Source organism: Naumannella cuiyingiana, from assembly GCF_013408305.1.
Taxonomy (GTDB): Bacteria; Actinomycetota; Actinomycetes; order Propionibacteriales; family Propionibacteriaceae; genus Naumannella; species Naumannella cuiyingiana.
Genome location: NZ_JACBZS010000001.1, coordinates 493,448 through 518,438, shown reverse-complemented (window position 1 = coordinate 518,438; position 24,991 = coordinate 493,448). Strand labels below are relative to the sequence as shown.

At 72.3% G+C, this 24,991-nt stretch carries 29 protein-coding genes and 1 tRNA gene; 16 read left to right on the top strand and 14 right to left on the bottom strand.

Annotated elements, in window-relative coordinates; genetic code table 11:
* Window positions 1-180: 180 nt before the first annotated feature.
* On the top strand, window positions 181-552 hold the full coding sequence (locus GGQ54_RS02265) for a DUF3052 family protein (RefSeq protein ID WP_218843956.1): 372 nt from the start codon (window positions 181-183) through the stop codon (window positions 550-552).
* The gene (locus GGQ54_RS02260) at window positions 549-1,025 is read left to right on the top strand and encodes a redoxin domain-containing protein (protein ID WP_179443911.1); all 477 of its coding nucleotides are present in this window, start codon (window positions 549-551) and stop codon (window positions 1,023-1,025) included. The genes GGQ54_RS02265 and GGQ54_RS02260 overlap by 4 nt, the downstream gene beginning before the upstream one ends.
* A gap of 5 nt (window positions 1,026-1,030) precedes the next feature.
* Here GGQ54_RS02260 and menC read toward each other — a convergent pair whose 3' ends face one another.
* The 3 genes from menC to GGQ54_RS02245 are packed head-to-tail and all read right to left on the bottom strand — an operon-like array spanning window position 1,031 to window position 4,019.
* The gene (gene menC, locus GGQ54_RS02255) at window positions 1,031-2,155 is read right to left on the bottom strand and encodes an o-succinylbenzoate synthase (RefSeq protein WP_179443910.1); all 1,125 of its coding nucleotides are present in this window, start codon (window positions 2,153-2,155) and stop codon (window positions 1,031-1,033) included.
* Window positions 2,152-2,862: a GNAT family N-acetyltransferase gene (locus tag GGQ54_RS02250; protein ID WP_179443909.1), complete on the bottom strand. Its 711-nt coding sequence runs from the start codon at window positions 2,860-2,862 to the stop codon at window positions 2,152-2,154. Before GGQ54_RS02250 ends, menC begins: the two co-directional genes overlap by 4 nt.
* 2 nt (window positions 2,863-2,864) lie before the next feature.
* Window positions 2,865-4,019: a M20/M25/M40 family metallo-hydrolase gene (locus tag GGQ54_RS02245; protein WP_179443908.1), complete on the bottom strand. Its 1,155-nt coding sequence runs from the start codon at window positions 4,017-4,019 to the stop codon at window positions 2,865-2,867.
* Between the two features lie 92 nt (window positions 4,020-4,111).
* On the opposite strand from GGQ54_RS02245, the gene GGQ54_RS02240 reads away from it, so the two are divergent.
* From GGQ54_RS02240 to GGQ54_RS02200, 9 genes are all read left to right on the top strand, one after another.
* Window positions 4,112-5,044, top strand: coding sequence for an ROK family protein (locus GGQ54_RS02240; protein WP_179443907.1), 933 nt, complete (start codon window positions 4,112-4,114; stop codon window positions 5,042-5,044).
* Between the two features lie 2 nt (window positions 5,045-5,046).
* Entirely contained in the window at window positions 5,047-5,862 is an 816-nt protein-coding gene (locus tag GGQ54_RS02235; RefSeq protein WP_179443906.1) for a serine hydrolase, read from the top strand.
* 118 nt (window positions 5,863-5,980) lie between these two features.
* Entirely contained in the window at window positions 5,981-7,807 is a 1,827-nt protein-coding gene (locus GGQ54_RS02230) for an ABC transporter substrate-binding protein (RefSeq protein ID WP_179443905.1), read from the top strand.
* 4 nt (window positions 7,808-7,811) lie between these two features.
* Window positions 7,812-8,837, top strand: a complete 1,026-nt coding sequence (locus GGQ54_RS02225) for an ABC transporter permease (RefSeq protein ID WP_343045826.1) — start codon at window positions 7,812-7,814, stop codon at window positions 8,835-8,837.
* A complete protein-coding gene (locus tag GGQ54_RS02220; protein WP_179443904.1) occupies window positions 8,834-9,709 on the top strand; it encodes an ABC transporter permease in 876 nt (291 codons plus the stop codon). The genes GGQ54_RS02225 and GGQ54_RS02220 overlap by 4 nt, the downstream gene beginning before the upstream one ends.
* Window positions 9,706-11,355: an ABC transporter ATP-binding protein gene (locus tag GGQ54_RS02215; RefSeq protein ID WP_179443903.1), complete on the top strand. Its 1,650-nt coding sequence runs from the start codon at window positions 9,706-9,708 to the stop codon at window positions 11,353-11,355. Before GGQ54_RS02220 ends, GGQ54_RS02215 begins: the two co-directional genes overlap by 4 nt.
* Window positions 11,355-12,290: a S66 peptidase family protein gene (locus GGQ54_RS02210; protein ID WP_179446374.1), complete on the top strand. Its 936-nt coding sequence runs from the start codon at window positions 11,355-11,357 to the stop codon at window positions 12,288-12,290. The genes GGQ54_RS02215 and GGQ54_RS02210 overlap by 1 nt, the downstream gene beginning before the upstream one ends.
* Before the next feature lie 82 nt (window positions 12,291-12,372).
* A tRNA-Val gene (locus tag GGQ54_RS02205) sits at window positions 12,373-12,446 on the top strand.
* A 27-nt stretch (window positions 12,447-12,473) separates the two neighbouring features.
* On the top strand, window positions 12,474-13,295 hold the full coding sequence (locus GGQ54_RS02200) for an alpha/beta fold hydrolase (protein ID WP_179443902.1): 822 nt from the start codon (window positions 12,474-12,476) through the stop codon (window positions 13,293-13,295).
* Here GGQ54_RS02200 and GGQ54_RS02195 read toward each other — a convergent pair.
* The 6 genes from GGQ54_RS02195 to GGQ54_RS02170 all read right to left on the bottom strand — a co-directional run bounded on the left by GGQ54_RS02195 (window position 13,279) and on the right by GGQ54_RS02170 (window position 16,655).
* Complete coding sequence (locus tag GGQ54_RS02195; protein ID WP_179443901.1) at window positions 13,279-14,082, bottom strand: class I SAM-dependent methyltransferase; 804 nt, start codon at window positions 14,080-14,082, stop codon at window positions 13,279-13,281. The genes GGQ54_RS02200 and GGQ54_RS02195 overlap by 17 nt on opposite strands.
* 51 nt (window positions 14,083-14,133) lie before the next feature.
* Window positions 14,134-14,781 carry an alkaline shock response membrane anchor protein AmaP gene (gene amaP, locus GGQ54_RS02190; RefSeq protein ID WP_179443900.1) on the bottom strand — a complete coding sequence of 216 codons (648 nt, stop codon included), beginning with the start codon at window positions 14,779-14,781 and terminating at the stop codon, window positions 14,134-14,136.
* Between the two features lie 21 nt (window positions 14,782-14,802).
* Window positions 14,803-15,360 carry a DUF6286 domain-containing protein gene (locus tag GGQ54_RS02185; protein ID WP_179443899.1) on the bottom strand — a complete coding sequence of 186 codons (558 nt, stop codon included), beginning with the start codon at window positions 15,358-15,360 and terminating at the stop codon, window positions 14,803-14,805.
* A 12-nt stretch (window positions 15,361-15,372) separates the two neighbouring features.
* Window positions 15,373-15,786: an Asp23/Gls24 family envelope stress response protein gene (locus GGQ54_RS02180; protein WP_179443898.1), complete on the bottom strand. Its 414-nt coding sequence runs from the start codon at window positions 15,784-15,786 to the stop codon at window positions 15,373-15,375.
* Entirely contained in the window at window positions 15,783-15,965 is a 183-nt protein-coding gene (locus tag GGQ54_RS02175; RefSeq protein ID WP_179443897.1) for a hypothetical protein, read from the bottom strand. Before GGQ54_RS02175 ends, GGQ54_RS02180 begins: the two co-directional genes overlap by 4 nt.
* A gap of 168 nt (window positions 15,966-16,133) precedes the next feature.
* Window positions 16,134-16,655: an Asp23/Gls24 family envelope stress response protein gene (locus tag GGQ54_RS02170; protein WP_179443896.1), complete on the bottom strand. Its 522-nt coding sequence runs from the start codon at window positions 16,653-16,655 to the stop codon at window positions 16,134-16,136.
* 247 nt (window positions 16,656-16,902) lie between these two features.
* On the opposite strand from GGQ54_RS02170, the gene GGQ54_RS02165 reads away from it, so the two are divergent.
* The 3 genes from GGQ54_RS02165 to GGQ54_RS02155 are packed head-to-tail and all read left to right on the top strand — an operon-like array spanning window position 16,903 to window position 18,306.
* On the top strand, window positions 16,903-17,424 hold the full coding sequence (locus tag GGQ54_RS02165) for a sigma-70 family RNA polymerase sigma factor (protein WP_218843621.1): 522 nt from the start codon (window positions 16,903-16,905) through the stop codon (window positions 17,422-17,424).
* Entirely contained in the window at window positions 17,415-17,993 is a 579-nt protein-coding gene (locus GGQ54_RS02160; RefSeq protein WP_179443894.1) for a hypothetical protein, read from the top strand. The genes GGQ54_RS02165 and GGQ54_RS02160 overlap by 10 nt, the downstream gene beginning before the upstream one ends.
* Window positions 17,980-18,306 carry a hypothetical protein gene (locus tag GGQ54_RS02155; RefSeq protein WP_179443893.1) on the top strand — a complete coding sequence of 109 codons (327 nt, stop codon included), beginning with the start codon at window positions 17,980-17,982 and terminating at the stop codon, window positions 18,304-18,306. Before GGQ54_RS02160 ends, GGQ54_RS02155 begins: the two co-directional genes overlap by 14 nt.
* A gap of 12 nt (window positions 18,307-18,318) precedes the next feature.
* On the opposite strand, the gene GGQ54_RS02150 is transcribed toward GGQ54_RS02155, so the two are convergent.
* The 3 genes from GGQ54_RS02150 to GGQ54_RS02140 are packed head-to-tail and all read right to left on the bottom strand — an operon-like array spanning window position 18,319 to window position 21,155.
* On the bottom strand, window positions 18,319-18,774 hold the full coding sequence (locus GGQ54_RS02150; RefSeq protein WP_179443892.1) for a MaoC family dehydratase: 456 nt from the start codon (window positions 18,772-18,774) through the stop codon (window positions 18,319-18,321).
* 3 nt (window positions 18,775-18,777) lie between these two features.
* Window positions 18,778-19,995, bottom strand: coding sequence for an acetyl-CoA C-acetyltransferase (locus GGQ54_RS02145; protein WP_343045825.1), 1,218 nt, complete (start codon window positions 19,993-19,995; stop codon window positions 18,778-18,780).
* The gene (locus GGQ54_RS02140; protein WP_179443891.1) at window positions 19,992-21,155 is read right to left on the bottom strand and encodes an acyl-CoA dehydrogenase family protein; all 1,164 of its coding nucleotides are present in this window, start codon (window positions 21,153-21,155) and stop codon (window positions 19,992-19,994) included. Before GGQ54_RS02140 ends, GGQ54_RS02145 begins: the two co-directional genes overlap by 4 nt.
* Before the next feature lie 117 nt (window positions 21,156-21,272).
* On the opposite strand from GGQ54_RS02140, the gene GGQ54_RS02135 reads away from it, so the two are divergent.
* Both GGQ54_RS02135 and GGQ54_RS02130 read left to right on the top strand, forming a co-directional pair.
* The gene (locus tag GGQ54_RS02135) at window positions 21,273-22,187 is read left to right on the top strand and encodes a LysR family transcriptional regulator (protein WP_179443890.1); all 915 of its coding nucleotides are present in this window, start codon (window positions 21,273-21,275) and stop codon (window positions 22,185-22,187) included.
* 77 nt (window positions 22,188-22,264) lie between these two features.
* A complete protein-coding gene (locus tag GGQ54_RS02130) occupies window positions 22,265-23,107 on the top strand; it encodes an alpha/beta fold hydrolase (protein WP_179443889.1) in 843 nt (280 codons plus the stop codon).
* 22 nt (window positions 23,108-23,129) lie between these two features.
* On the opposite strand, the gene GGQ54_RS02125 is transcribed toward GGQ54_RS02130, so the two are convergent.
* Window positions 23,130-23,906, bottom strand: coding sequence for a CoA-transferase subunit beta (locus tag GGQ54_RS02125; protein ID WP_179443888.1), 777 nt, complete (start codon window positions 23,904-23,906; stop codon window positions 23,130-23,132).
* Complete coding sequence (locus tag GGQ54_RS02120; RefSeq protein WP_179443887.1) at window positions 23,903-24,874, bottom strand: CoA transferase subunit A; 972 nt, start codon at window positions 24,872-24,874, stop codon at window positions 23,903-23,905. The genes GGQ54_RS02125 and GGQ54_RS02120 overlap by 4 nt, the downstream gene beginning before the upstream one ends.
* Window positions 24,875-24,991 lie beyond the last annotated feature (117 nt).

Genomic DNA, 24,991 nt, shown 5'->3' with positions numbered 1-24,991 from the left:
GCAGGCCGCGCCACCTCTGGCAATCTGACATGTCAAGCGGCCCCGCAGCGGGCCGGATTCCGAGTAACAGAAAGTGTCGCGGTGCGGCCGATGACGAGGGTGGAGGAGTAGGTGGGTACGTCGCAGAAGTCCGGGGATCGGCCGACCGGGGGCAAGGGCCCCGCGGGCCCGGCACACGATCTGGAGCCGGGCCAGGTGGTCCAGGAGCTCGGCTGGGACTCCGATGTCGACGAGGATCTGCGCGAACAGATCGAGTCCGCGATCGAGGGCGAGCTGATCGAGGACTCGGTCGACGCCGTGGACGTGGTGGTGTTGTGGTGGCGAGACGACGACGGCGACGTCGGCGACGGCCTGATGGACGCACTGACCGACCTGACCGATGACGGCCGGATCTGGCTGCTCACCCCGAAGGTGGGCCGGGACAACTATGTCGACCCCGCCGACATCGCCGAGGCGGCGGCCACCGCCGGCCTGGCCATGACCAGCACCATCGCGGTCTCCGGGGACTGGTCGGCGAGCAAACTGGTACGCACCAAGGGCGCGCGGCGGTGAGCACCGGGGGCGCGCCGGCCGCAGGCGATCCCGCGCCGGACTTCACCCGACCCGATGCGCACGGCACCCCGGTCACGCTGTCCGAGGCGCTCGGGCAGACGCCGGTGCTGCTGGTCTTCTACCCGTTCGCGTTCACCGGCACCTGCACCGGCGAGCTGGCCCGTCTGGCCGAACTGCATCCGGAGTTCCTGGCAGCCGGGGTGCGGCCGATGACGATGTCGTGCGATGCGCCGTTCAGCCAGCGGGTCTTCGGCGAGGCCGAGCGCCTGCCCTTCCCGATGCTCAGCGACTTCTGGCCGCACGGCGACACCGCGCGCGCCTACGGGGTCTTCGAGGCCGAGCGCGGATGCGCCGTCCGCGGGTCGTTCCTGATCGGCCGCGACGGCGTCGTCGCCTGGTCCGTGGTGAACCCGATCGGGGCCGCCCGCGACATCGACGACCATTTGGCCCGCGCCCGCGCGCTGGGCGACTGATCCACTCAGCGGGCCAGCTCGCGCGAGCCCACCCGGAACCGGCCCAGCACGTCCGGGTCCACCTCAACGCCGAATCCCGGGCCGCGGGGGACCGCGACCACGCCGCCGCTCATCGTGATCGGCTCGGTGATGATGTCGGTGGCATAGAACCGGTCCGAGCCGGAGATGTCGCCCGGCAGCGTGAAGCCCGGCAGCCCGGCCAGCGCCGCATTCGCCGCCCGACCGATGCCCGTCTCCAACATGCCGCCGCACCACACGGCCACCCCGTTGGCCCGGGCGAGGTCGTGGATCTGCCGGGCCGCCAGGTAGCCGCCGACCCGGCCCGGCTTGATGTTGATCACGGAAGCGGCGCCCAGGGCGATCGCATCGGCGGCCGCCTGCGCCGACACGATCGACTCGTCCAGACAGATCGGGGTGTCGAGCTGGCGCGCCAACGCGGCATGCTGGCGCAGATCGGCCTCGCCGAGCGGCTGCTCGATCAGCAGCAGGCCGAACTCGTCGAGCCGGCGCAGCCGGGCGGCATCGGCGAGCGTGTACGCCGCATTGGCGTCGACCTGCAGCAACAACTCGTCGCCGAACGCGCGGCGTACCTCCCGAACTGCGTCGATGTCCACGCCGGGTTTGATCTTGAGCTTGATCCGGGCGTACCCGGCGTCCAGATAGCCGCCGACCACCCGCACCAGCTCGTCCGTGCTCGGCTGCAGTCCGACCGAGACCCCCGACGGCACGGTGTCGCGGGTCACCCCGAGGTGATCGGCGAACGAGCGCCCGCCCGCCCGCAGTTGCGCGTCCAGGACCGCCATCTCCAGCGCGGCCTTGGCCATCGGGTGCCCGACGACGGGCGCGAGGCGTTCGGCCACGGTCTCGGCGCTCAGCTCGTCGGCGGCGAACAGGACCGGCGCGAGCCAGCGCTCGATCACCTGGGCCGCGCCGTCGGCGTACTCGGCCGAGTACAGCGGCTCGGCCATCGCGACGCACTCGCCCCAGCCGGTGACCGGCTCGCCGGACCCGACGTCGAAGCGGCCCTCGACGAGGTAGGCGCGCCGCTCGGTCTGGGTGCCGAACGAGGTGGTGAACGGTGCCACCAGCGGCAGGCGCAGATCGTGCAGGGTGAGCGAGAGCAGCTTCATCGAGACTCCTGGTGGGCGAAGGTGTAGGCGCCGCCCCGGCCGCCGGCCGGGCGGACGAAGCCGGTGGCGGACAGGCCGGCGGCGAAGGCGGCGACGAAGCGCTCCCGGGTCCGCAGGCGCCAGGCCCGCGCCGCGTCGGGGTCGGTACGCCGCAGCGCCTCGATGTCGGCCGGGATCTCGATCACCAGCTCCGGGTCGGGTGGCGCCGGCGGGTCGGGCGCGGGCGCGACCGGCCAGGTGAGGAGGATCCGGTCGCTCGGCTGACCGGCGTTGATCTCGTCGCGCATCTCGCCGTAGTGATCGACCAGGTACTCGACCGGACGCGCGCCGAGCACCGACAGGTTGAACCACGCGTTGCGGGCCACCAGCGGATCGAAGGTCCAGGTGATCGACCCGACGCCGCGCTCGGCACACCAGGCGCGCTGGTGGTGCTTGATCACGCGGCCTGCGCCGCGCTCGGTCGCGCCGACGATGTGGGAGTGCAGCGTCGCGTTGCCGGGCGGGCCGAAGAAGCCCAGGCCGGCGCCCACATCGGCGCCGTCGTGCTCGGCGATCACCACATAGTTGCCGGAGTGGGCGAGCGCCACGATCGTGTTGGCGTCGATCCCGGCGCCACCGGCCCAGATCGTCTCGATCACCGCGACCACCCGCCGGGCGCCGGCGGCATCGTGCACCGCGTGTACCCGCACGGGCGTACCGGCGTCCATGATCAGTCCAGCAGCCGTGCGACGAGCGCGGCAAGCAGCGCGGTTCGGGGCCCGAGCTGATCGACGAGGGCGTGTTCGTGATCGGCATGCGCACCGTCCCCGACGGCGCCCATCCCGTCCAGGGTGGGTACGCCGGCCGCCGCGGTGAAATTGCCGTCCGAGCCGCCGCCCACCTCCATGGTGCCGGGGGCGACGATGCCGAGCTCGGCGGCCACCTCGGTGCCCAGGTCGACCAACCCGGCACCGCTCGCGGGCTCCATCGGCGGGCGGTTGATGCCGCCGTCGACCCGGATGCTCGCGTCGGGCAGCACCGGGGTGAGCGCGTGCATCGCCGTATCGACGCGCTGCTGCTCCTGCGCGGTCCGGGCCCGGGAATCGACCTCGACCCAGGCGGTGGCGGGAACCGTGTTGATGGCGGTCCCGCCGCCGAGCGTGGTCGGGGTGACGGTGGTGCCGAGCGCGGCGTCGCCGAGCCCGGCGATCGCGGCGATCTGGTGCGCCAGCTCCAGCCCGGCGTTGACCCCCTTCTCCGGGTCCAGCCCCGCGTGGGCGGCGCGGCCGGCGATCTCGACCAGGTAGCGCGCCACGCCCTTGCGCCCGACCTTCCAGGCGCCGCCCGGTCCGGCCGCCTCCAGCACCAGCGCGGCCCGCGCCCCGGCCGCCTCGGTCAGGATCAGCTCGCGCGAGGTGGGGGAGCCGATCTCCTCGTCCCCGGTCACCAGCAGGCACACCCCGCGGGGTGGGCGGCCGGCATCGCGGAGCAACGCGAGCGCGTGGATCGCCATCACCAGGCCGGTCTTCATGTCGAACGAGCCCGGTCCGCGGATCACGCCGTCGGTCACCGCGAACGGCAGCCGGGCGAGCGTACCGATCGGCCACACGGTGTCGAGATGGGCGAGCAGCAGGACCCGGTTCGGTGCCGCATCGTCGCCGCGGACCCGCAGGTGCGTGCAGCCGTCGACCACCAGCGACTCCGCCGCCAGGCCGGTGCGCTCGGCGACCAGCGCTGCTGCGTCGGCCGCCGCGGCCGCGACGGCCACCCGGTCCGCGGTCGGCGTCTCCCGTTCGATCAGCCGTCCCAGGTCCGCCAACATGTCGGGCACGCGCCCCTCGGCGTCGGTCAGCAGCCCAGCATCGGTGCGGAACGGTGTCGTCATCGGGTCCTCTCCGGCACGGCGGCCCAGCGGTGGAAACAGCTCGCAGCTTACGGCGCGGCGCGTGGCACGCGGGCCCGGCTAGAGTCGCGCGGGTGACGCAACGGGTCCTCGCCATCGACATCGGTGGCACCAAGGTCGCGCTCGCCATCGTCGACGAGACCGGGGCGCTACTCACCGAGACCATCGTGCCCACGCCCCGATCGGCCGACCCGGACGCCGTCTATGCGCCGGTCGGTGCCGCGGTCGGCGCCATGCTGGCCGACTGGGACGGCGAACCGCCGCGGATCGGCATCGGCTCGGCCGGTCCGATCGACGGGCCCGCGGGCAGCATCAGCCCGGTCAACATCGGAGCCTGGCGCGATTTCGGGATCGTGGAGCGGGTGCGGGCCAGCGCCCGCGAGGCGACGGGATCGCCGCCGGGCTCGGTGACCCTGATCGGTGACGGTCACGCGATCGCCCTCGGCGAGTACTGGTTGGGCGCGGGACGCGATGTCGATTCCATGATCGGGATGACCGTCTCGACCGGGGTCGGCGGCGGAGCGGTGATCAACGACGAACTGTTCACCGGCACGACGGGCAATGCCGTCCACGTCGGTCACATCACCGTCGACCTCGCGGGGGAGCGCTGCGTGTGCGGCGGGCACGGCTGTGTCGAGCTGTACGCCCGGGGCCCCGCGCTGACCGCCGCCGCCCGCGCCCGCGGGCTGGCGGTCGCCGATGCCCGCGAACTGACCTCGCGCGCCCGCGACGGCGACCCGGTCGCGCTCGAGGTGATCGACGAGGGGATGCGCGCGCTGGCCGCCGGGATCGCCACCGCGGCGACCATGCTCGACGTCTCGGTCGTCGTGCTCGGCGGCGGCGTCGCGAAGGCCGGGCAGGTGATCTTCGACCCGATCCGCCGCCACCTCGGCGCCTATGCGGCGCTGCCGTATCTCCGGGGGCTCGAGCTGCGGGCCGCGGAGCTCGACAATGCCGGCCTGCTCGGCGCCGCCGCCGTCGCGCTCGGCCGGGTGGAACTGCGCTGATCATGGATCGGATCGAACTGCCCGACCTGCCGGCCGAGGCCGACTGGTCGGTCTGCCTGCGCGATGCTGCCAGCGGCGAGGTGCTCGGTGCCGCGTGGCCCGAGCGGGTACTGCGTACCGCCAGCGTCGGCAAGATCTTTCTGCTGATCGAGTGCGCGCGCGCCTTCGCCGCCGGTGAGCTCGATCCGGCCGAGCCGCTGCGGCGTACCCCGGAACTGATGGTCGCCGACTCGGGCGTGTGGTACCTGCTGGCCACCGACGCCCTGCCCGCGGCGGACCTGTGCACGCTCGTCGGCGCCTTCAGCGACAACCTCGCCACCAATGTGCTCATCGAGCGAGTCGGGATCGACGCCGTCGCGGCGACCGGCCGCGCGCTCGGGATGCGCGACAGCGCGCTGTTGGACCGGATCCGTTGGCCGCGCGGGCCGCAGGATCCGCCGACCCTGTCGGTCGGTACCGGCGCGGAGCTGTCGGCGATCATGGCGGCCCTGCACCGAGGCGAGGTGATCGCCGCGGCCGTCTCCGCGCGGGTCGCGCGCTGGCTGGCCGCCGATGCCGATCTGTCGATGGTCGCGGCCGCCTTCGGTCTCGACCCGCTGGCGCACGCCGACCCCGACCGCGGGATCACCCTGATCAACAAGACCGGGACGATCGCGACCGCCCGGATCGACATCGGGACCGCGGACGGCCCGGCCGGTGCCGTCGCGTATGCGGTCGGCGCGAACTGGAACGAGGCCCTCGATCCGCGCGATGGTGTGCTCGCGGCGATGACAACGATCGGGCATCGGATCCGCGCCGCCATCGGCGCGGGGGCTTGACCGCGGCCGCGCTGCGGTGGTTCGTTGCTGCTGCGTCGCACGCGCGTGGTTGCTCCGACGGTGCACGCGAACTGGCTGCATCCGCGCGGGGTGCACGGGAGACGAATCGAGGGTCACAGTGGATCGGCTGAAGCGGCGTACCCTGCCGAGGCGGTGGCTTGCCGCCATCGCGTCCCTCGCGCTCGCGCTCGGGCTTGCGGTGACCGGCGCGAGCGCGCCGGCGCGGGCCGAGGATCCACCGCGGCTGCGGGTCGCCCTGACCAGCGACATCGACACCCTGAACCCGTTCCAGGCGGTCTTCCTCACCAGCACCGGCCTGCTGCGCTACCAGTACGAGGTGATCGTCGGCGTCGGCGTCAACAACGAGCCCGTGCCCGGGCTGGCATCGGAGTGGACGACATCGCCCGATGCCAAGGTGTGGACCTATACCTTCCCCGAGGGGCGGCTGTGGTCCGACGGGCAGCCGCTGACGGCCGAGGACGCCCGCTGGACCCTGCAGTCGATCAAGGACAACGAGGCCCTCGGGACGGCCAACGGTGGCCTGGTCGAGAACATGGCCGAGATCGCCGCGCCCGACCCGCAGACCCTGGTGATCACCCTCACCGAGCCACAGGCATCCAATCCGGGCTTCGAGATCCCGATCGTGCCCAAGCACGTCTGGGAGAACGTCGATGCCGAGACCTACCCCAATGATCGCGACACGGTCGGCTCCGGGCCGTACGTGATCAAGAGCTATGCCCAGGGGCAGAGCGTCGATCTCGACGTCAATCCGAACTTCTGGCGGGGTCCAGCGCCCAATGGCGGCCTGACCTATGCCGTCTACCGGAACCTGGACGCCGCCGTGCAGGCGCTGCGCTCGGCCGAGGTGGACTTCGTCACCCAGCTCACCCCCGCGCAGTTCGACTCGCTGGCCAACCAGCCGGGCATCACCACCAATCCCGGCAACGGCCGCCGGTTCACCTCGGTGAACATCAACCACGGTCAGCGCGGGCCCGACGACACCGAGTACGGCGACGGCAATGCCGCCCTGAAGGATCCGCTGGTCCGCCAAGCGATCATGCACTCGATCGACAACCAGGCCCTGATCGACCGGGTCCTGCAGGGCTACGGCGAGCCCGGCGTGACCCAGGAGCCGCCGGTGTATCCCGACTACTTCGGGCTGGCCGCCGGCACCGAGCCCTATGCCTTCGATCCGGCCGAGGCGAATCGGCTGTTGGACCAGGCCGGGTACGCCCGCGGCTCGGACGGCAAGCGGCTCGGGCCCGATCGCAAGCCGCTGCAACTGCGGATGCTGGTCCGCAACAGCGACCCGACCCACACCCAGATCGCCGACTTCGTCAAGGCCTGGCTGGCCGACGTCGGCATCGGCGTCGATGTCTCCGCGATGAGCGCGAACCAGCTCGACGAGGTGACCACCGCCGGCAACTACGACCTCTACGTCAGCGGCTGGTCGATCAATCCCGACCCGGACTACCAGTTGTCGATCAACACCTGCGACCGGCGGGTGGACGCGGAGGGCAACGGCAACAGCGAGGCGAACTACTGCAATCCCGAGTTCGACGAGTTGTACGCCCAGCAGCACACCGAGCTCGACCCGGCCCGGCGCGCCGAGCTGGTGAAGCAGGCCTGGTCGATCATGTACCGCGACGCCGTGGTGCGGCCCGTCTACTACCAGCAGCAGCTCGAGGCGTACCGCAGCGACCGGTTCGACGCCTTCACCCGGCAGCCGGCCGAGGGCGGGATCATCGCGTACCAGAACTACTACTGGGGCTTCCACGCGGCGGCCCCGGCGGCGCCCGCGGCCGGACCGGGCGGAGCAGGCGGGGCCGGGGGCGGCATGCCGGTCGGCGGCTGGGTCGCCATCGGTGTCGGTGTGCTGCTCGCGATCTTCGGCGGGGTCTACCTGGCCAGGCGGCGCGGCACCTCCGCCGACGACCGGGAGTGACCGGGTGAGCCTGCCCGCCGCGGAGCAGGTCGCCGAGACCAGGGCCGCCCCGCCGCGGACCGGGATCGGCCGCTACCTGGCGGCCCGGGCCGGCGGCGCCGCGATCAGCATGCTGCTGGTGGTGGTGCTGGGCTTCTTCCTGTTCCGGCTGATCCCTGGCGACCCGGTGCGGACCATCACCGCCGGTCGGCCGGTGACCGCCGAGCAGGTCGAGGCGATCCGCCGCCAGCTCGGGTTGGACCAGCCGGTCTGGGTGCAGTTCGGCAAGTACCTGTCCGGCCTCGCCAGCGGCGACCTCGGCTGGTCGTTCGTCTACAACAAGCCGGTCGCCCAGTTGATCGCCGACTATCTTGCCCCGACGCTGCTGCTCACCGGGACCGCCTTCGTGTTGTCGGTGACGCTCGGACTGTGGCTGGGTCAGAAGGCGGCGTGGCGGCGCGGCGGCTGGTTCGACCAGAGCCAGACCGCGATCGCGCTGGTGTTCTGGTCGGTGCCGACGTTCTGGCTCGGGCTGTTGTTGCTGTTGATCTTCGCCGGCGGCCTGCGGCTGTTCCCCTCCGGCGGCATGGTCACGGCCGGCGCGCAACTGTCCGGTTTCGCCCTGGTCGCCGACATCGCCTGGCACCTGGTGCTACCGGCCCTGACCATGACGGCGGTGATCTATGCCCAGTACCTGATGGTGATGCGCGCGTCGGTGCTGGAGGAGATGGACGCCGACTATCTGGTCACGGCCCGGGCCAAGGGGCTGACCGAGGACCGGGTCCGCACCCGCCATGCGGTGCCGAATGCGCTGTTGCCCACGGTGACGTTGATCTTCGTCAACTTCGGCTTCCTGATCGGCGGGGCGGTCACCGTGGAGACCGTGTTCTCCTGGCCCGGCCTGGGCTATCTCACCTATCAGGGCCTGAGTACGCCCGACCTTCCGCTGCTCCAGGGCACCTTCGTGGTCTTCTCCGCGGTGGTGATCGCGATGAACCTGGCCGCCGACATCGCCTACCGCTTCCTCGACCCGAGGCTGCGGACCGTATGAGCACGGTTCGAGGCGGGTCCAGGATCGGCGGGGCGTGGGCGCAGTTCGCCGCCGACCGCGGCGGGATCGTCGGTCTGGTGGTGCTGCTCGTGGTGATCGTCATCGCCGTGCTCACCCCGCTGCTGGTGCCGCTGGAAAGCCTGGACGTGACGCGGGTGACGGCACGCTCCAACGAGCCGCCGTCGGCGGCGCACCTGCTCGGCACCGACCCGCTCGGCCGCGACGTGCTGGGCCTGTTGCTGTGGGGCTCGCGGATCTCGCTGCTGGTCGGCTTCGCCGCCACCGCGGTCGCGATGGTGCTCGGCACCGTGATCGGCATGATCGCCGGGCACGCGCGCGGGCCGGCCGAGGTGATCTTGATGCGGATCGTCGACTTCTTCCTGGTGGTGCCCGATCTGTTGCTCGCGATCGTGCTGGCCGCGGTGCTGCCGCGCAGCCCGGGGACGATCATCCTCGCCATCGGCCTCACCTCGTGGGCGCGCAATGCCCGGCTGGTCCGCGCGCAGACCCTGACGATCGAGGCGCGGCCCTACATCGAGCGGGCGCGGGCGCTCGGCGCCGGCGACGGTCGCATCCTCGGTCGGCACGTGCTGCCCGCGGTGCTGCCGCTGGTGCTGGCCACCACCACGCTCGCGGTCGGCTCGGCGGTGATCGCGGAGTCCACGCTGTCCTTCCTCGGCCTCGGCGACCCGAACACGATCTCCTGGGGGTCGATGCTGCGCTCGGCCCTGGACAGCGGCGCGGCGACGGCCGGCTACTGGTGGTTCGTGTTGCCGCCGGGCCTGGCGATCGTGGCGATCGTGCTGAGCTTCACCCTGGTCGGCCGCGCGCTGGAGGCCGTGGCGAATCCGAGCCTGCGGGGCCGGCGATGACCGCGGCACTGGAGTGGCGCGGGGTGAGCGTCGACTATCGGATCGGCGCCGAGCGGTTCCGGGCGGTCGACGACGTCGATCTTGCCGTGCCGGCCGGCGGCACCGTCGGTATCGCCGGGGAGTCGGGCAGCGGCAAGTCGACCCTGGCGATGTCGGCGCTGCGGTTGCTGCCGCGCAGCGCCGAGGTGAGCGGGGAGATCCTGCTCGACGGCGAGGACGTCACGTCGATGCGCTGGGGGCGGTTGCGCGCGGTGCGGTGGACCGAGGCGGCGATCGTCTTCCAGGGGGCCATGCATTCGCTGAACCCGGTACGCCGGGTGGGCGCCCAGATCGCCGAGGCGCTGGAGCTGCACCCGACCGACGGTGCCCGCTCGCCCGAACAGGTCCGGGCCCGGGTCGGCGAACTGCTCGGCCTGGTCGACCTGCCGGTCGAGCGCGCCGATGCCTACCCGCACGAGCTGTCGGGCGGGCAGAAGCAGCGGGTGATGATCGCGATGGCGCTGGCCTGCGATCCCGACGTGATCATCGCCGACGAGCCGACCACCGCCCTGGACGTCGTGGTCCAGGCGCAGGTGCTGCAGGTGCTCTCCGGGCTGGTCCGCGACCGCGGGCTGACCCTGGTCATGATCAGCCATGATCTTTCCGTGCTGGCGGCGACCTGCGAGCGGATCGTGGTGATGCGCGACGGCCGGATCGTCGAGCAGGGCCCGTCCGAGCAGGTGATGCGGGACCCGCAGCACGAGCACACCCGGGAGCTGGCCGCCGCCTTCCCGGTGATCGGCGATCCGGCGTCTCGCTACCGGGTCGGCCGCCGGGCCGGATCCGGACAGGCGGCGGCGCCGGCAGGCGATGCGCGGGCCGAAGCGTCCGGCACCCCGCTGCTCGCCGTGCGTGGGCTGACCGTCGACTTCCGCGTCCGCGGCGGCACCCTGCGAGCGGTCGATCAGGTCTCGCTCGACCTGCACGCGGGCGAGATCGTCGCGTTGGTCGGGCAGTCCGGCTCCGGCAAGACGACGCTCGCGCGGACCATCCTTGGGCTGCAGCGCCCGACCTCGGGGGAGGTGCGGCTGGCCGGACAGCCGCTGCCGACCAGCCGCGCCGGGCTCAAGGCGTACCGCCGGAAGGTGCAGTTCGTGCTGCAGGACCCGACGGGTTCGCTCAACCCCAGGCAGACCGTCGGCGATGCCGTCGCCGAAGGGATCCGCATCCATCGCCTGCCCGGCGCGGAGGCCGAGCAGGTCGAGCGCGCGCTGCGCCGGGCGGAACTGGTGCCGCCGGAGCGGTTCACCGGGCTGCTGCCCGCCCAGTTGTCCGGCGGGCAGCGGCAGCGGGTGGTGATCGCGGGCGCGCTGGCGCTGGAGCCGGATTTCCTGGTCGCCGACGAGCCGGTGGCCAGCCTGGACGCGTCGGTACGCGGCGAGATCCTCGCGTTGCTGCAGGACCTGAAGAATGATCTTGGTCTGGGGGCGCTGGTGATCACCCATGATCTCGGTCTGGCCTGGAACATCGCCGACCGCGTGGTGGTGATGACCGATGGTCGGATCGTGGAGGAGGGGCCGACCGAGCGGGTGCTGCTCGACCCGCAACACGACTACACCCGCAAACTGCTGTCGGTGGTGCCGTCGCGGCTCGGCGCACGGTCGTGATGCAGTCCGTCCCCGACATCGCGATGGGGCTCGGCCCGCTGACACCGGGCGATCGCGTCGCGCTGGTCGCGCCGGCCGGTCCTCCGCCCGCGGCGCTGCTCGACCGCGGCGCGGCGCTGTTGCGCGACTGGGGCCTCGTACCGGTGATCTTCGACTCCGCGCTCGCCCGGCACCCGCGCGCGGACTATCTGGCCGGACCCGATGCCCGGCGGGCGGCCGATCTGGTGGCCGCATGGCACGACCCGTCGATCACCGCGATCTTCTGCGTCCGCGGCGGCTACGGCACCGTGCGCGTCCTGGATCTGCTGGACGCCGAGGCAATGGCGACCGTCGCGCCCAAGCCGGTGTACGGCAGCTCCGACATCACTGCGCTGCACGAATGGCTGCGCGAGCGACTCGACGTGCCGAGCTGGTTCGCCCCGATGATCGCCACCGCTGACCTGCTCGACGATGCCGCGGCGATCGCGTCGCTGCGGGCCGCGGTGTTCGACGGACCGGCCGGGCGGTCCTGGTCTGCGGCCACGGCCCGGACGCTGGTGCCCGGCCGGGCGCGCGGACCGCTGATCGGCGGCAATCTCTCCCTGCTGGCGATGACGATCGGCGCCCGCGGGCGGCCGGCGATCCACAACGCGGGTGCGATCGCGCTGCTGGAGGACGTCACCGAGGACGTCTACCGGCTCGACGGGCACCTGCAGACGCTGGTGCGGGCCGGCTGGTTCGACGACATCGCCGGGATCGCGCTCGGCAGCTGGCGCGACTGCGGGCCGCCGGAGCAGATCCGTGCCCTGATGGTCGAGACGCTCGGCCCGCTCGGCGTACCGCTGGCCGCCGACCTCGGATTCGGTCACGGACCGGCGGCGCACAGCCTGCCCCTCGGCGCCCCGGTCACCCTGGCGGCGCCGCCGGAGGGTACGCCGAGCCTGTGCGCCGGGTGACCGCATGGACGCGCCGGAGTGCACCGGCTAGCATGATCCGCTGTCCGTCCGCGCCGTCGCGGTCGCATCGAGGGCGGGCACGGGGCGCATAGCTCAGTTGGTCAGAGCATCTGCCTTACAAGCAGAGGGTCGGCGGTTCGAGCCCGTCTGCGCCCACCGAATCGGCCGAGAGGGGACCGCGAGGTGCGCGAGGACCTGACCGGTACGCCGATCGCTGCCTACCAGCTCTCGCCGAGCGGCCCGGCGCGCGGCGATGTGGTGCTCTGTCATGGCACGCCCTGGTCGTCGCGGGTCTGGCTGCCCGTCGCCCAGCGGCTGGCCCGCGATCACCGGGTCTGGCTGTGGGACATGCCGGGCTACGGGCAGTCGATCATGGACCCGGCGTACCCGGTTGATCTGGTCCGGCAGGGCCGACGCTTCGCCGGGCTGCTGCGCAACTGGGGAGTGCGACGCCCGCATGTGGTCGCCCACGACATCGGCGGCGCGGTCGCCCTGGGTGCGCATCTGCTCGGCGGCGCCGACTTCGCCAGCCTGTTCCTGCTGGACGTCGTCACCCTGGAGCCCTGGGGCTCGCCGTTCTTCTCGCTGGTCGCCGAGCACGACGACGTCTTTGCGCGGCTGCCGCCGGCGCTGCACGCCGCGCTGGTGGTCGAGTACATCGCGGGCGCCAGCAACCACCGGCTCGACGCCGAGCGCACAGCCGAACTCGCGGCGCCGTGGCTCACCGAGGCCGGCCGGCCCGCGTTCTATCGCCAGATCGCCCAACTGCGGCCGGCCGACACCCGACCGCTGGCCGAGCGGCTGGGGGAGGTGCGCTGCCGGACCGGCATCGGCTGGGGCGCGGAGGACCCGTGGATCGATGTCGAACAGGCCTTCCGCCTGCACGCGGCGATCCCGGGATCGACCGCGCCGGTGATCTTCGACGGGCTGGGGCATCTCGCTCCGATGGAGGATCCCGACGCCGTCGCCACCGCCATCCGCCACTGGCTCAGCGCGCAGGGCTGACCGGCGGCGCCGCGAGCAGCCGCCCGTGCGGCATGATCAACACCGCATCCGGGTCTGCGGCCCAGGCCAACCACGCCTGCGCGATCGCCGCCAGGTCGTCGCGGTCGGCCAGACCCTCGGCCAGCGCCTGGTCGGCGATCGCCGAGTGCCGGATCCGTTCGGCCCAGTGTTCGCCCCACCAGCTCCGGTCCGCCGGGTCGGCGAAGACCCAGACATCGGCGGAGTAGGCCACCTCCGACAGCCCGGCCCCGTGCGCCCAGGCGAGCAGCCGGCGGCCGGCATCGGGTTCGGAGCCGTTGCGGCGCGCCACGGCCTGGAACAGGTCCTGCCAGGCATCGAGGCCGGGTAGCTCGGGGAACCATGTCCAGCCGTGATAGTCGACCTCGCGAACGGCGATGATCCCGCCGGGCCGGCATACGCGGCCCATCTCCCGCAGCGCGGCAACCGGATCGGGCAGGTGGTGCAGCAGTTGATGGGCGTGCACCACGTCGAACGCGTCGTCCGGCAGGTCCAGGTCCTGGGCATCGGACACCACGAACTCGCCAGCCAGGCCACGCTCGGCGAAGGTCCGGCGAGTCAGGTCGAGCGCCGATTCGGAGACCTCCACTGCGGTCACCGAGGCGACCCGGTCCGCGAGATCGGCCGTGATGGTGCCGGGACCGGAGCCGATGTCCAGCAGCCGCATCGAGGGATCGAGCCGATCGAGCAGGTGGCCCACGGAGTTCTCGGCGGTCCGCCACCGGTGCGAGCGCAGCACCGTCTCGTGATGCCCGTGCGTGTAGGTCATGATCGCAGGCTAGGCCGGGCCGCGCCCGACCCAGCCTGCGGGTCTCGCCAGTCAGGATGCGGCGAGCTGCTCTCCCCGGGACAGGGTGATGGCGCCCTCGGAGCGGGTGCTCCCCGTGGCGTCCACGAAGACCCGCAGGTCGGCGACCCGACCGCCGAGGGAGGTGGCCAGATCGCTCACCGGGCCGGTCTCGAGGGCCTCCAGGACCCGGCGCACATCGGCCAGCTCGTTCACCGACACGCGGACCTCGACCACCGGTTCGGTCGACATGCCGCGGACGGTGACCGAGGAACCGACCACGCCGGGGATGTCCTCGATGCCCTCGGCGACCGCCGACTCCAGCGCGCCGGTGTCGACGACGGTGGTGCCCCTGGCGGGATCGGTCGTCAGCCGGAACGGCTTGGCGGGGATCGGGCGGGGGAACTGCGCGATCAGCCAGACCAGGCCGAGCAGGAACAGCACGACGCCGACCGCGGCGACGCCTCGCCAGGCCCACAGCGGGACCTGACCGTCACCGACCAGCTTGGTGTTCGGGTCGGCCGGCGCAATGGGTGCCAGGCCGACCGCCTGGAGTGCGGGATTGGCCAGCCCGAGGGCGATGGCGCCGGCGACCAGGCCGCCGAGCACGGCGAGCAGGCCGATCACGAAAAGCCAGAACCGATTGGGTCCGCTGGGACCGTTACGACGCGGAACAGCCATGATCAACTCCTCGAATCCGGGTCACGCCGTCCGGCGTGCCGTGGTGGAAACCTTGGGGGTGCGGACGAAACCGATCCCGTCCAGGCGCTCCTGCACCTGCTCGGTGACCGCGGTGCGAACCGCCGTCGGATCGGCCGCGGCCGTCTTGACGATGAGCCGGACCGAACGCGCACCGGCGCTGACCGATACCCCGTCGACGCCGTCGATCTGCGCGGCGCGGGCGCCGGAGATACGGGCGAGGGCGGAGCGCGCCAGGGCAACGTCGCTGCTGGCGATCGCCTCCGGGTCCTGTGGCGGCCTGACCGCCAGGGCGGAGGTCGCGCCCGGCTTCACGGCGAGCACGATCAGCAGTAGGCCGAGCAGGACGGCCAGCACGGAAGCGACGATGATGCTCGGTGAGAACCAGCTCGTGTCCTGTAGCCGCTGGGGCAGCCAGGCCAGCCAGCTCGGCAGGTTCCGGGTGATCGAGGCCTCGATGCCGGCCCAGGCGGCGACAAAGCCGAGCCCGGCCAGCAGCACGGCCACGATGATCGCGGGGGTACGCCGTTGCGCGTGCCTGATCATGGAAGAGCGTGCCATGTGATCATCTCCTCAACGAAGGTGCCGGGCGACCCCGGTGTCGGCGCGGGACAGCCAGGCGACATCGATGTCCACCCGGTCGACGGTGATGCCGACCTGGCGCTCGACCTGGTCGTGCACGTGGGCGCGGACCGCGTCGGTGGTCTCGCGCAGCGGCGCGGGATAGGCAACCCCGCAGGTGACGGCGATCGTCGCGGAGTCACCGCGCAGGTCCACCGAGACCTTGGGCCGGGCGTCGAAGTCGCGGCGGGCTCCGATGCCCAGGAATCCGCCCGAGGTGCCGCCCGCGGCGGAGACCTCGCTGGCGGCCTGGGAGGCGATCTTCTCCACGACTCGTCGATCGATCCGCAGCCGCCCGCGGTCGGCCGCGGGGATCTGCGAGGCTGCGCTGTTGTCGACGTCCACGCGGGGGTCGACGATGGTCATCGCCGATCGCCCGCCCGGCCGGTGAGCTGGGAGACGTCGATCCGGCCCGAGACGACCTGGGCCACCAGCCAACCGACAGCCCCGCCGATCGCGGTGATCAACAACGGCACGAAGCCGGCAATGATCGCGATGGCGCCGAGGGCCATACCCACGATGATCGCGAACTGGGTGTTGTTCATCTGCTTTCTCCTCGACTTGTGCCACCAGCGGTGGCCGAACGGGAATGGGCCCCCGAAAACTGTGGAATCGGAACTGGTGAGATTCTTGCGGATTGGCGCGGCCGCGGGGTGCCGGGACACGGTACGGGGGGCTTCGTGCCCCGGCACGCCCTCAGGCCGGCCCGCAGGTCACTGCAGTTCCGGACGGTCCTTCTTGTCGCCACCGCCGTTGCCGGCGGAGTCGTCGCTGGCGTCCTCCGGGAGCTGCACGTCGGTGACGTTGATGTTGACCTCGATCACCTCGAGGCCGGTGCCGAACTCGACGGCCTTGATCACGGCGTCGCGCAGGTTCTGTGCGACATCGGCGATCGGGTAGCCGTACTCGGTGATGATGGTCATGTCGACCGCGGCCTGGCGCTCGCCCTTCTCGACGCTCACCCCGCCGGTGACATTGGTCTGCGAGCCGGGGATGCGCTCGGCGATGGCGTTCAGGGTGCGGCGCGCCGCATTGCCCATGGCGTAGACGCCCTCGACCTCGCGGGCAGCGAGGCCGGCCAGCTTGGCGACGACCTGATCGGCGATCGTGGTGTCGCCCTGCTCGGTGTGCAGAGCGTCGAGCTGCTTGGACTCGGCACGCGCGACCTCGTTGCCGCCGGTGGAGGTGCTCGTGCCGGCGGGCTTGTCGGTGGACTTGGTGGTCGGGTTGGTCATGATGGGTTCCTTTCCGCAACCGTTGGGCTTGCACTGTTGAAGACGCCGGTACGCGGGAATCCTCACGCGCCGATGCGTGTGATCTATGTCACAAAACCTTCGGGGAGCGGATCGTGGCATATTTGGGGCCGTGTCGACATCGTCACCCGTGCGTGAGGCGTCCGCGCCTGATGCACGAACCGAGCCCGGAGATCCGCTCGCCGGGCAGGACGACGCAACGCTGGTGGCCCGGTCGCGGGATGGCGATGTGGCCGCATTCGAGGCGCTGGTGGATCGCTACCAGGGGCCGATCTTCCGGCACGCGCTGCGGATGCTCGGCGATCGCGCGGAGGCCGAGGACGTCACCCAGGACAGCCTGGTCGCGACGTGGCGCCGCCTGGACCAGTTGAACGAGCCCGCGCACTTCCGGGCATGGCTCTACCGCGGCGCCACTCACCGCTGCCTCGACCAGTTGCGTCAGCGTGCGCGGACGCCGGCACCGGAGTCGCTCGATGCGCCGGATCCGGCCGGGCGTACCCTGCTCGACGCCGAGGCCGCGGACGGCCCCGGGCCGGAGGGCGCGGCCGTGCACGGGGCACAGTGGCAGGCGCTCGCGGTGCTGGTCCGCGAGCTGCCGCCGAATCAGCGTGCGTGCTGGATCCTGCGCGAGCTGGACGGGTTCGGTTGCGCCGAGATCGCGCGCATCGTCCGGACGACGGAGGGCGGCGTACGCGGGCAACTCGCCCGCGCCCGCGCGTCGCTGGCGAAAGGAATGGCCGAATGGAGATGAGGGCACCTCGGACGGCCGATGCCGCCGGCACGCTCGCCTGCGGGCGCACGCTCGAACAGGTGTGGGCCGGCCTGGACCGACCGCCCGACGAGCACGAGCGGGACTGCCCGGAATGTGGCCGGGCCCGGGAGAGTCTGCGTGAGATTCACGAAGTGGCGGCGCAGTGGCGCGACAGCGCGGATTCCGATCCGGAGCAGCACCTGGACGTGGCGGTGAAGGCGTCGATCATGCACGTGGTCCGCTCGGAGCTGCGGGGTGGCCGGCGGTTGCCGCTGCGGCGGACCGAGTTCGGCGAGATCCGGATTCGCGAGGCCGCGATCGCCCAGCTCGCCCGTGACGGCGCCTCGACCATCGCCGGGGTCCGACCCCGCGGGTGCACGGTGGGCGGGCTGGCCGAGCCCGGGGAGCCGCTGCGGCTGCGGATCGGCCTCTCGGTCGCCGCCCGTGAGTTGAGCCCCGGGCTGGTCGAGCGGATCCGGGCGGCGGTCATCGCCCGGCTGGAGCGCGATCTGGGACTACCGGGAGCGGTGGTCGATCTGAGCGTGGAGGACGTCCATGACGACGAGTGAGTTGGACCCGGGGGCGCTTGCCGACCTGATCGCCGACGAGTTGCGCGCGACGCCCGGCGTGGTCCGGCTGCACCCGAATCCGCGCGCCGTGCTGCGCGGGCTCGCCCGAAAGGCCCTCGGGGACGGTGAGACGGTCGAGGTCGACCTGCGGGTCGTCAATGGCCGCGCCATCGTCAACGCCGACGTGGTCGTCGCCGCCGGGCAGGTACCGATCGAGGTGGTCGCCGAAGCCCAGCGCCGGGCGGCCGCGGCGCTCGGGGCGACGGCCCGCGAGCTCGAGGTCGATGTCTGCATCACCGCCCGTGAGCAGTGACGGAGCGCAGCGTCAGGGAATGATCAGCATGATCATCTCGGCCACACAGGCCGGGCGATCGCTGCCTTCCAGCTCGATGGTGTATTCGGTGATCAACTGGATGCCCTTCTCCAGCCGATTCACCTCTGCGGCGCGAGCGTGGGCGCGGATCCGGCCACCGGCCGGGACCGGGGTCATGAAGCGCACCTTGTTCAGCCCGTAATTGATCTTCGCCGAGCCGAAGTCGATGGCGCTGATCTGTGCGCCCAGCACCGGGATCATGGAAAGGGTGAGGAAGCCGTGTGCGATCGGCCCACCGAACGGGCCGGCATTCGCCCGCTCGATGTCGACGTGGATCCACTGGTGATCACCGGTGGCGTCGGCGAACTGATTGATCCGCTCCTGGGTCACCTCCACCCAGTCGCTGGTGCCGAGCTCCGCACCGGCCAGCGCCTCCAGCTCCTCCGCCGAGTTGATCTTGCGTACCATCCGTCACTCCACCCTTTCGAAGATCGCTGCGAGGCCTTGTCCGCCTCCGATGCACATCGTAACCAGACCACGGCGAGCGCCCGTCCGGTTGAGTTCGCGCGCCAGGTGACCGGTCATCCGGGCCCCGGTGGCGCCGACCGGGTGTCCGAGCGAGATGCCCGAACCGTGCACATTGGTGCGCTCGCGGTCGGTCTCGGTGAAACCCCACTCGGTCATCACCGCGAGTGCCTGTGCCGCGAACGCCTCGTTCAACTCGATCAGGTCGATGTCGGCCAGACCGAGCCCGGCTCGTTCCAGCGCGGCGGCGGTGGCCGGGACCGGACCGATCCCCATCCGAGCGGGCTCGACCCCCGCCACGGCCCAGGAGACCAGCCGCGCCAGCGGCTGCAACCCGAGACGCTCGGCATGCTCGCGCGTCGTCACGATCACCAGCGCCGCGGCGTCGTTCTGGCCGCTGGCGTTGCCGGCGGTGACCGTCGCCTCGGGGTCGTCGGCGAGCAGGATCGGGCGCAGCTTGGCCAGCGCCTCCAGCGAGGCGTCCGCGCGCGGGTGCTCGTCGATCTCGACCGTGACCTCGCCCTTGCGGGTGGCGAAGCGGACGGGAATGATCTCGTCGTCGAACAGGCCGGCGCGCTGGGCGGCGACCGCGCGTCGGTGCGATTCGAGCGCGAGCTCGTCCTGCGCCTCGCGGCTGATCCGGTACTCGCGCCGCAGGTTCTCCGCCGTCTCCAACATTCCGCCCGGCACGGGGAAGTTCTTCCCGCCCGCGGTCACCCGCCCGCGGCCCAGCCCGTCGCGCATCGTGGTGTCGCCGGCGCGCGTACCCCAACGCATGTCGAGGGTGTAGAACGGCGCATTGCTCATGGACTCCGTGCCGCCCGCCAGCACCAGACGGGAACCGCCGGTCGCGATCTGTCCCGCGGCCGTGAGAATCGCCTGCAACCCCGAGCCACATCTGCGGTCCAGTTGCTGCCCGGTCGTGGTGATCGGCAGGCCGGCGTCGAGCGCCACCACCCGCCCGATCGCCGGCGCCTCGTTGGTCGGGTTGCAGTTGCCGAGGATCACCTCGTCCACCTCGGCCGGGTCGAGCTCCGTGCGCTCGATCAGCCCGCGCAGCAGCCCGCTCGCCAGGTCGGCGGCCGAGACGGGCCGCAGGCTCCCGCCGAAACCACCGACCGGTGTGCGGTAGGGCGCGGCGATCACGATCTCGGGGTTGGTCACGATCTTCCCTTCGGTTCGGCGTGGCGGCGCAGCAGTTGGCGAGCCACGATCACGCGCTGGATCTCGCTGGTGCCCTCGTAGAGGCGCAGCAGCCGGGCGTCGCGGTAGAAGCGTTCTGCGGCCGACTCGCGCAGATAGCCGGAGCCGCCGTGGATCTGCACCGCCCGGTCGGCCACCCGTCCGGCCATCTCGGTGCACCACAGCTTCGCCGCGGACGGCGCCAGCCGCGTGTCGGTGCCGGCATCGAACTCGCGGGCGGCGGCCAGCACCATCGCCCGGCCGGCGTATGCCTCGGTCGCGCAGTCGGCGAGCATCGCCTGGACGAGCTGGAAGTCGGCGATCGGCGTACCGCCCTGCCGGGTCACCAGTGCGTGCCGCGTGGACTCCTCGATCAGCCGGTCCGCCATGCCGACCGCGATGCCAGCCATGTGCAACCGGCCCTTGGCCAGCGAGCGCATGGCCGCGGCGAAGCCGTCGTTCTCGCGGCCGCCGACCAATGCGTCCGCGCCGACCCGGACGGAGTCGAACCAGACCTCGGCGGTGTGCGCGCCGCGCTGGCCCATCTTCTGGTCCGACGGCCCGACCGACAGGCCCGGGGTGTCGCGGGGGACCGCGAAGACCGAGATGGAGCGGTTGCCGTCGGCGGGATCGCCGGTGCGCGCGAACACCAGGAACACGTCGGCGACATCGGCATTGGTGATGAACCGCTTGGCCCCGTTGATCAGATAGCCGTCGCCGTCGCGCACCGCCTTGGTGGTCAGGCCGGACGGGTCGGAGCCGGCCTCGGGCTCGGTCAGCGCGAAGGCGCCGATCACCTCGCCAGCCGCCATCCCCGGCAGCCAGCGCTCCTGCTGTTGCGGCGTGCCGAAGTTGACCAGCACCTGGCCTGCGATCCCGTTGTTGGTCCCGAACATCGAACGGAAGGCGATCGGGCCGCGGCCCAGCTCGATGGCGAGCCGCACCTCCTCGGTCATCGAAAGGTCCAGGCCGCCGTGGCGCTCCGGCAGTGCGTAGCCGAACAGGCCCATGTCGGCGGCCTTGCGGCGCAGCCGATCGGGAACCCGGTCGGTCTCCTCGATCTCACGCTCGGCGGGGATCACCTCGGAGTCGAGCAGGTCGCGAACCGTCGCGAGCACCGCATCGAACTCCGCCGTCTCCATCGACCATCCCCTCCGTTGACGGGTCCGATCCTCCGTCGGCCGATTGCTAACCGTCAAGCTGGAAAATGCCATGGAATTGATACTCACCGAGCATCAAACTGTGCGAGCATCGGCGGGATGGACGTCGCCCAGCTCCGCGCGTTCCTCGCGGTCGCCGAGGAACTGCACTTCGGCCGCGCCGCCGAGCGGCTGCACATCGCCCAGCCGCCGCTCAGCCGGATGATCCGCCAGCTCGAGCGCGGGGTGGGCGCCCAGCTCTTCGATCGGACCACCCGGCGGGTCTCGCTGACCGCTCAGGGCGCGGCCCTGGTCGAGCCCGCGCGAGCGGTGCTCGCCGCGCTGGACGCCGCCCGGCTGGCGGTCCGCTCGGCCGGGGAGGGCGAGGTCGGCACCGTCCGGATCAGTTTCACCGGCCCGTCCACGCAGCACCTGATCAGCCGGCTCGCCCGGGCCGTGCGCAACCGTCACCCGGGGATCGACCTCGTGCTGCAGTCCCACACGTATGGCGCCGAGGCGGTCGGCCTGATCCTCGCCGGCCGGCTCGACCTGGCGCTCCTGATGACGCCGGGGCCGCCGCCCGGGATGGCCGCCAGGCCGATGCGCCGCGGCCGGTTCGTGGTCGTACTGCCCGACTCCCATCCGCTCGCCGGGCGGGCTGAGCTGGCGATGGCCGAGCTCGCCGAGGAGCCGTGGGTGGCCTTCCCGCCGTCGGCCGGCTCGGTGCTGCGCGAGGAGTTCGTCCGGCTGGCCGCCGACCGCGGCTTCGTGCCCCGGATCGTGCAGGAGGCGCCCGACACCTGGAGCAAGATCGCGCTCGTCGCCTCGGGTGTGGGGATCACGCTGAACACCGATCTCGCGCTGGACGCGATGGGCCGCGACGGGATCGTGGTCGTCCCGCTCGCCGACGACGTCGAGGCCTCACCCACCCAGCTCGTCTGGCGCGAGGCCGATCCCAATCCGGCGCTGCGCCGGGTGCTCGCGCTGAGCGCCGATCTCGCCGATCCGGCCGCCGCCGCGCCCCGGGACCGCTGACCGTCGCCGATCCGGCGCCGCAGGGTCGAGGCGCGGACCGGGAGCGCGGCCCGGCCGCGACGCAGAACAATGTGGCCATGCCCTTCCTCGATCTTCCGCTCTCCCGCGTGCACTACCTCGATCTCCCCGCGACCGGCGAACAGCTCGGCACCGTCGTGGCGCTGCACGGATTCACCTGCGATCACCGGCTGATGACCGGCGCGTTCGAGCCGGTGTTCGCCCGGCACCCGGGCTGGCGGCGGCTCTACCTCGACCTGCCGGGCCACGGTCTGAGCACCGCGACCGCGGAGTTGTCCGGCACCGACGACGTCCTCGCCGTCGTCTCGGCAGCGTTGGGGCGGCTGGTGCCGAGCGGGGTGGTCGCGCTGGCCGGGCAGTCCTACGGCGGCTACCTCGCCCAGGGCCTGCTCGCCGCCGAGCCCGAGCGGTACGCCGGCGTGTGCCTCGTCGCGCCGGCGGTGCTCGCCGACGCCGCCGCGCGAGACCTCCCCGAGCATCGCGTGATCGCGGAGCGCGCCGAGGGGATCGAGATCGTCGACGGCTCGGCGTTCTCGCTCGGCGTGGTCCGGACGCCCGAGACCTTCGTCCGCACCGCCCTGGAGGTCCAGGCGGGCATCGACAGCGGGGATCAGGACGTCCTCGCGCGCATCGCGGCTGCGTATCGCGGTGCGTGGGAGGGCTCGGTGCCCGCGTACGCCGGCCCGGGGCTCGTCGTGACCGCCCGGCAGGACGCCGTCGTCGGGTACGCCGACCAGTTCGCGCTCACCCGCGGCTGGCCGCGTACCACCTTCGCCGCGCTCGACCGCGCCGGCCACAACCTGCAGATCGAGCAGGCGGGCGTCTTCGACGCGCTGGCCGGCGACTGGCTGGCCCGGGTGGAGGAGGCGCTCGCTTCCGCCGATCGGCCCGGGCCCGCCTGACCGCGGCGGGCCGCCCGGGCCCTCAGCGCAGGTAGAGCCGCACGGTGTCGATCTCCTCGCGGAGCAGCCGCACGTCCTCGTCGGTCGGCGGGGTGGTCTCGGTCAGGTCGGCGGCGACCCGGAGCGGCCAGCCGGTGGCGCGCACCACGTCGTCGGGGTCGACGCCCGGGTGCACGCTGGCCAGCTCGAGCTCGGCGAAGCGGTCCGGGCGGCGCAGCACGCCGAGCGGGGTGATCACCGTGCTCACGCCGGCCCCCTGGGGCAGCGCGAAGCCCTCGCGCTCCGCGGCCTCGCGCGCGCGGACCGGGCTGGCCGAGGTGCAGAAGTCGAGCTCGGCCGGCATCGCGTCGGGGTCGTGGCGGCGGATCACCACGATCACCCGGCGCGAGTTCGCCATCACGTCCGCGGCGCCACCCGCGCCGGGCAGGCGTACCCGCGGCTTGGCCCAGTCGCCGATCACGGTGGTGTTCAGCGAGCCGTAGCGGTCGATCTGCGCCGCACCGAGGAAGCCCACGTCGACATAGCCGCCGCCGAGCACGGCGCCGAACAGAGCCGGGATGCCGATCACCGACTCCGCCCCGGAGACCAGCGTGAAGTCGGCGATGCCCTCGGCCATCGTCTCCGGGTGCGCGCCGCACACCCCGGACTCATAGATCAGCTCGAGGTCGGGATTGATCGTGCGCTTGGCGAGATCGACGGCCAGCGTGGGCAGGCCGATCCCGGCGAAGACGCGGTGCTCGCCCGCCAGTTCGCGCGAGGCGACGGTGGCCAGGAACTCCGGCCCGACCTTCGTGCTCATGCCGCGCCCCCGTTCCGGGGGGTACGCCCGTAGTCGACCGGCGCCGCCGGCCGCGGGTCGAGCCGCACGCTCGCCCAGCGCTCCTCGCCGAGTCGCTGCACGTACGCCGCCCGGTCCACCACGCCGTGCACCCACTCGTCGAGCCAGGCGAGCAGCCGCGAGCGATCCTTCGAGATCGCCTCCCACTCGCGGTAGAAGGCGTTGTCGCGCTGGTAGTAGCCCTGCACGTACGACGGGTGCGCGCCGCGGGGGACCGGCACCACCGCGGTGACGGCGTGGGCCGGGATCAGCGTCCGGTTGGGGTCGCTGCGCACGACCTCGGGCTCGACGATCTCCTCGACGGTGACGATCGTGCGCCGACCGGCGTAGGCGGCCTCCGGCTGGATACCGGTGATGCCCCACAGCTGCACGTTGCCCAGCCGGTCGGCGCGCTGGGCGTGGAGGATCGTGACATCGGGCCTGATCGGCGGCACCACCGCCACCCGGCCGCCGCCGTAGGGATCCTCGACGCTGCGCAGCATCGGGTTCACCTCGAACAGGTCCGAGCCGACGCCGGAGTGCACCGGCAGGAACGGCGCGCCGGTCGCGCCGGCGGAGTAGCGCGCGGCCATCTGGCCGTGGGTCCACTCCTCGACCTCCAGCGGGCGTGGGTCGTGGTGCTGGATGCGCCGGCGTACCTCGTGCAGCGAGCCGGCCGAGCCGCTGGCGAAGAAGGACGCGACGAGCCGGTCGACGCAGTCGGCCGCGATCAACTGGTCCGCGATCAGGTCCGGCGTCATCCGGACCAGCGTCAGCCCGCGGCGGCCCTGGCGGATGATCTCGTGCGCCGCGGCGAACGGGATCAGGTGGCCGAAACCCTCCGGGCAGATGGTGTCGCCGTCGTGGACATGGGCCGCGATGGCGGCGTCCAGCTCCATCACCTTGTCCCTCGGCGCGGCCTCCGGCGGGCCTGCGGTCTGCGTGGTCATCGGTTGCCTCCTTTGGCGCAGGTACAGCGTCGCGGGCCCCACCGATGCCGAGCAAGTGCCAGATCGGAAAACGATTACCGCCGGTTCGGGTAACAATCGAGCCGCGGCCCGCCGGCG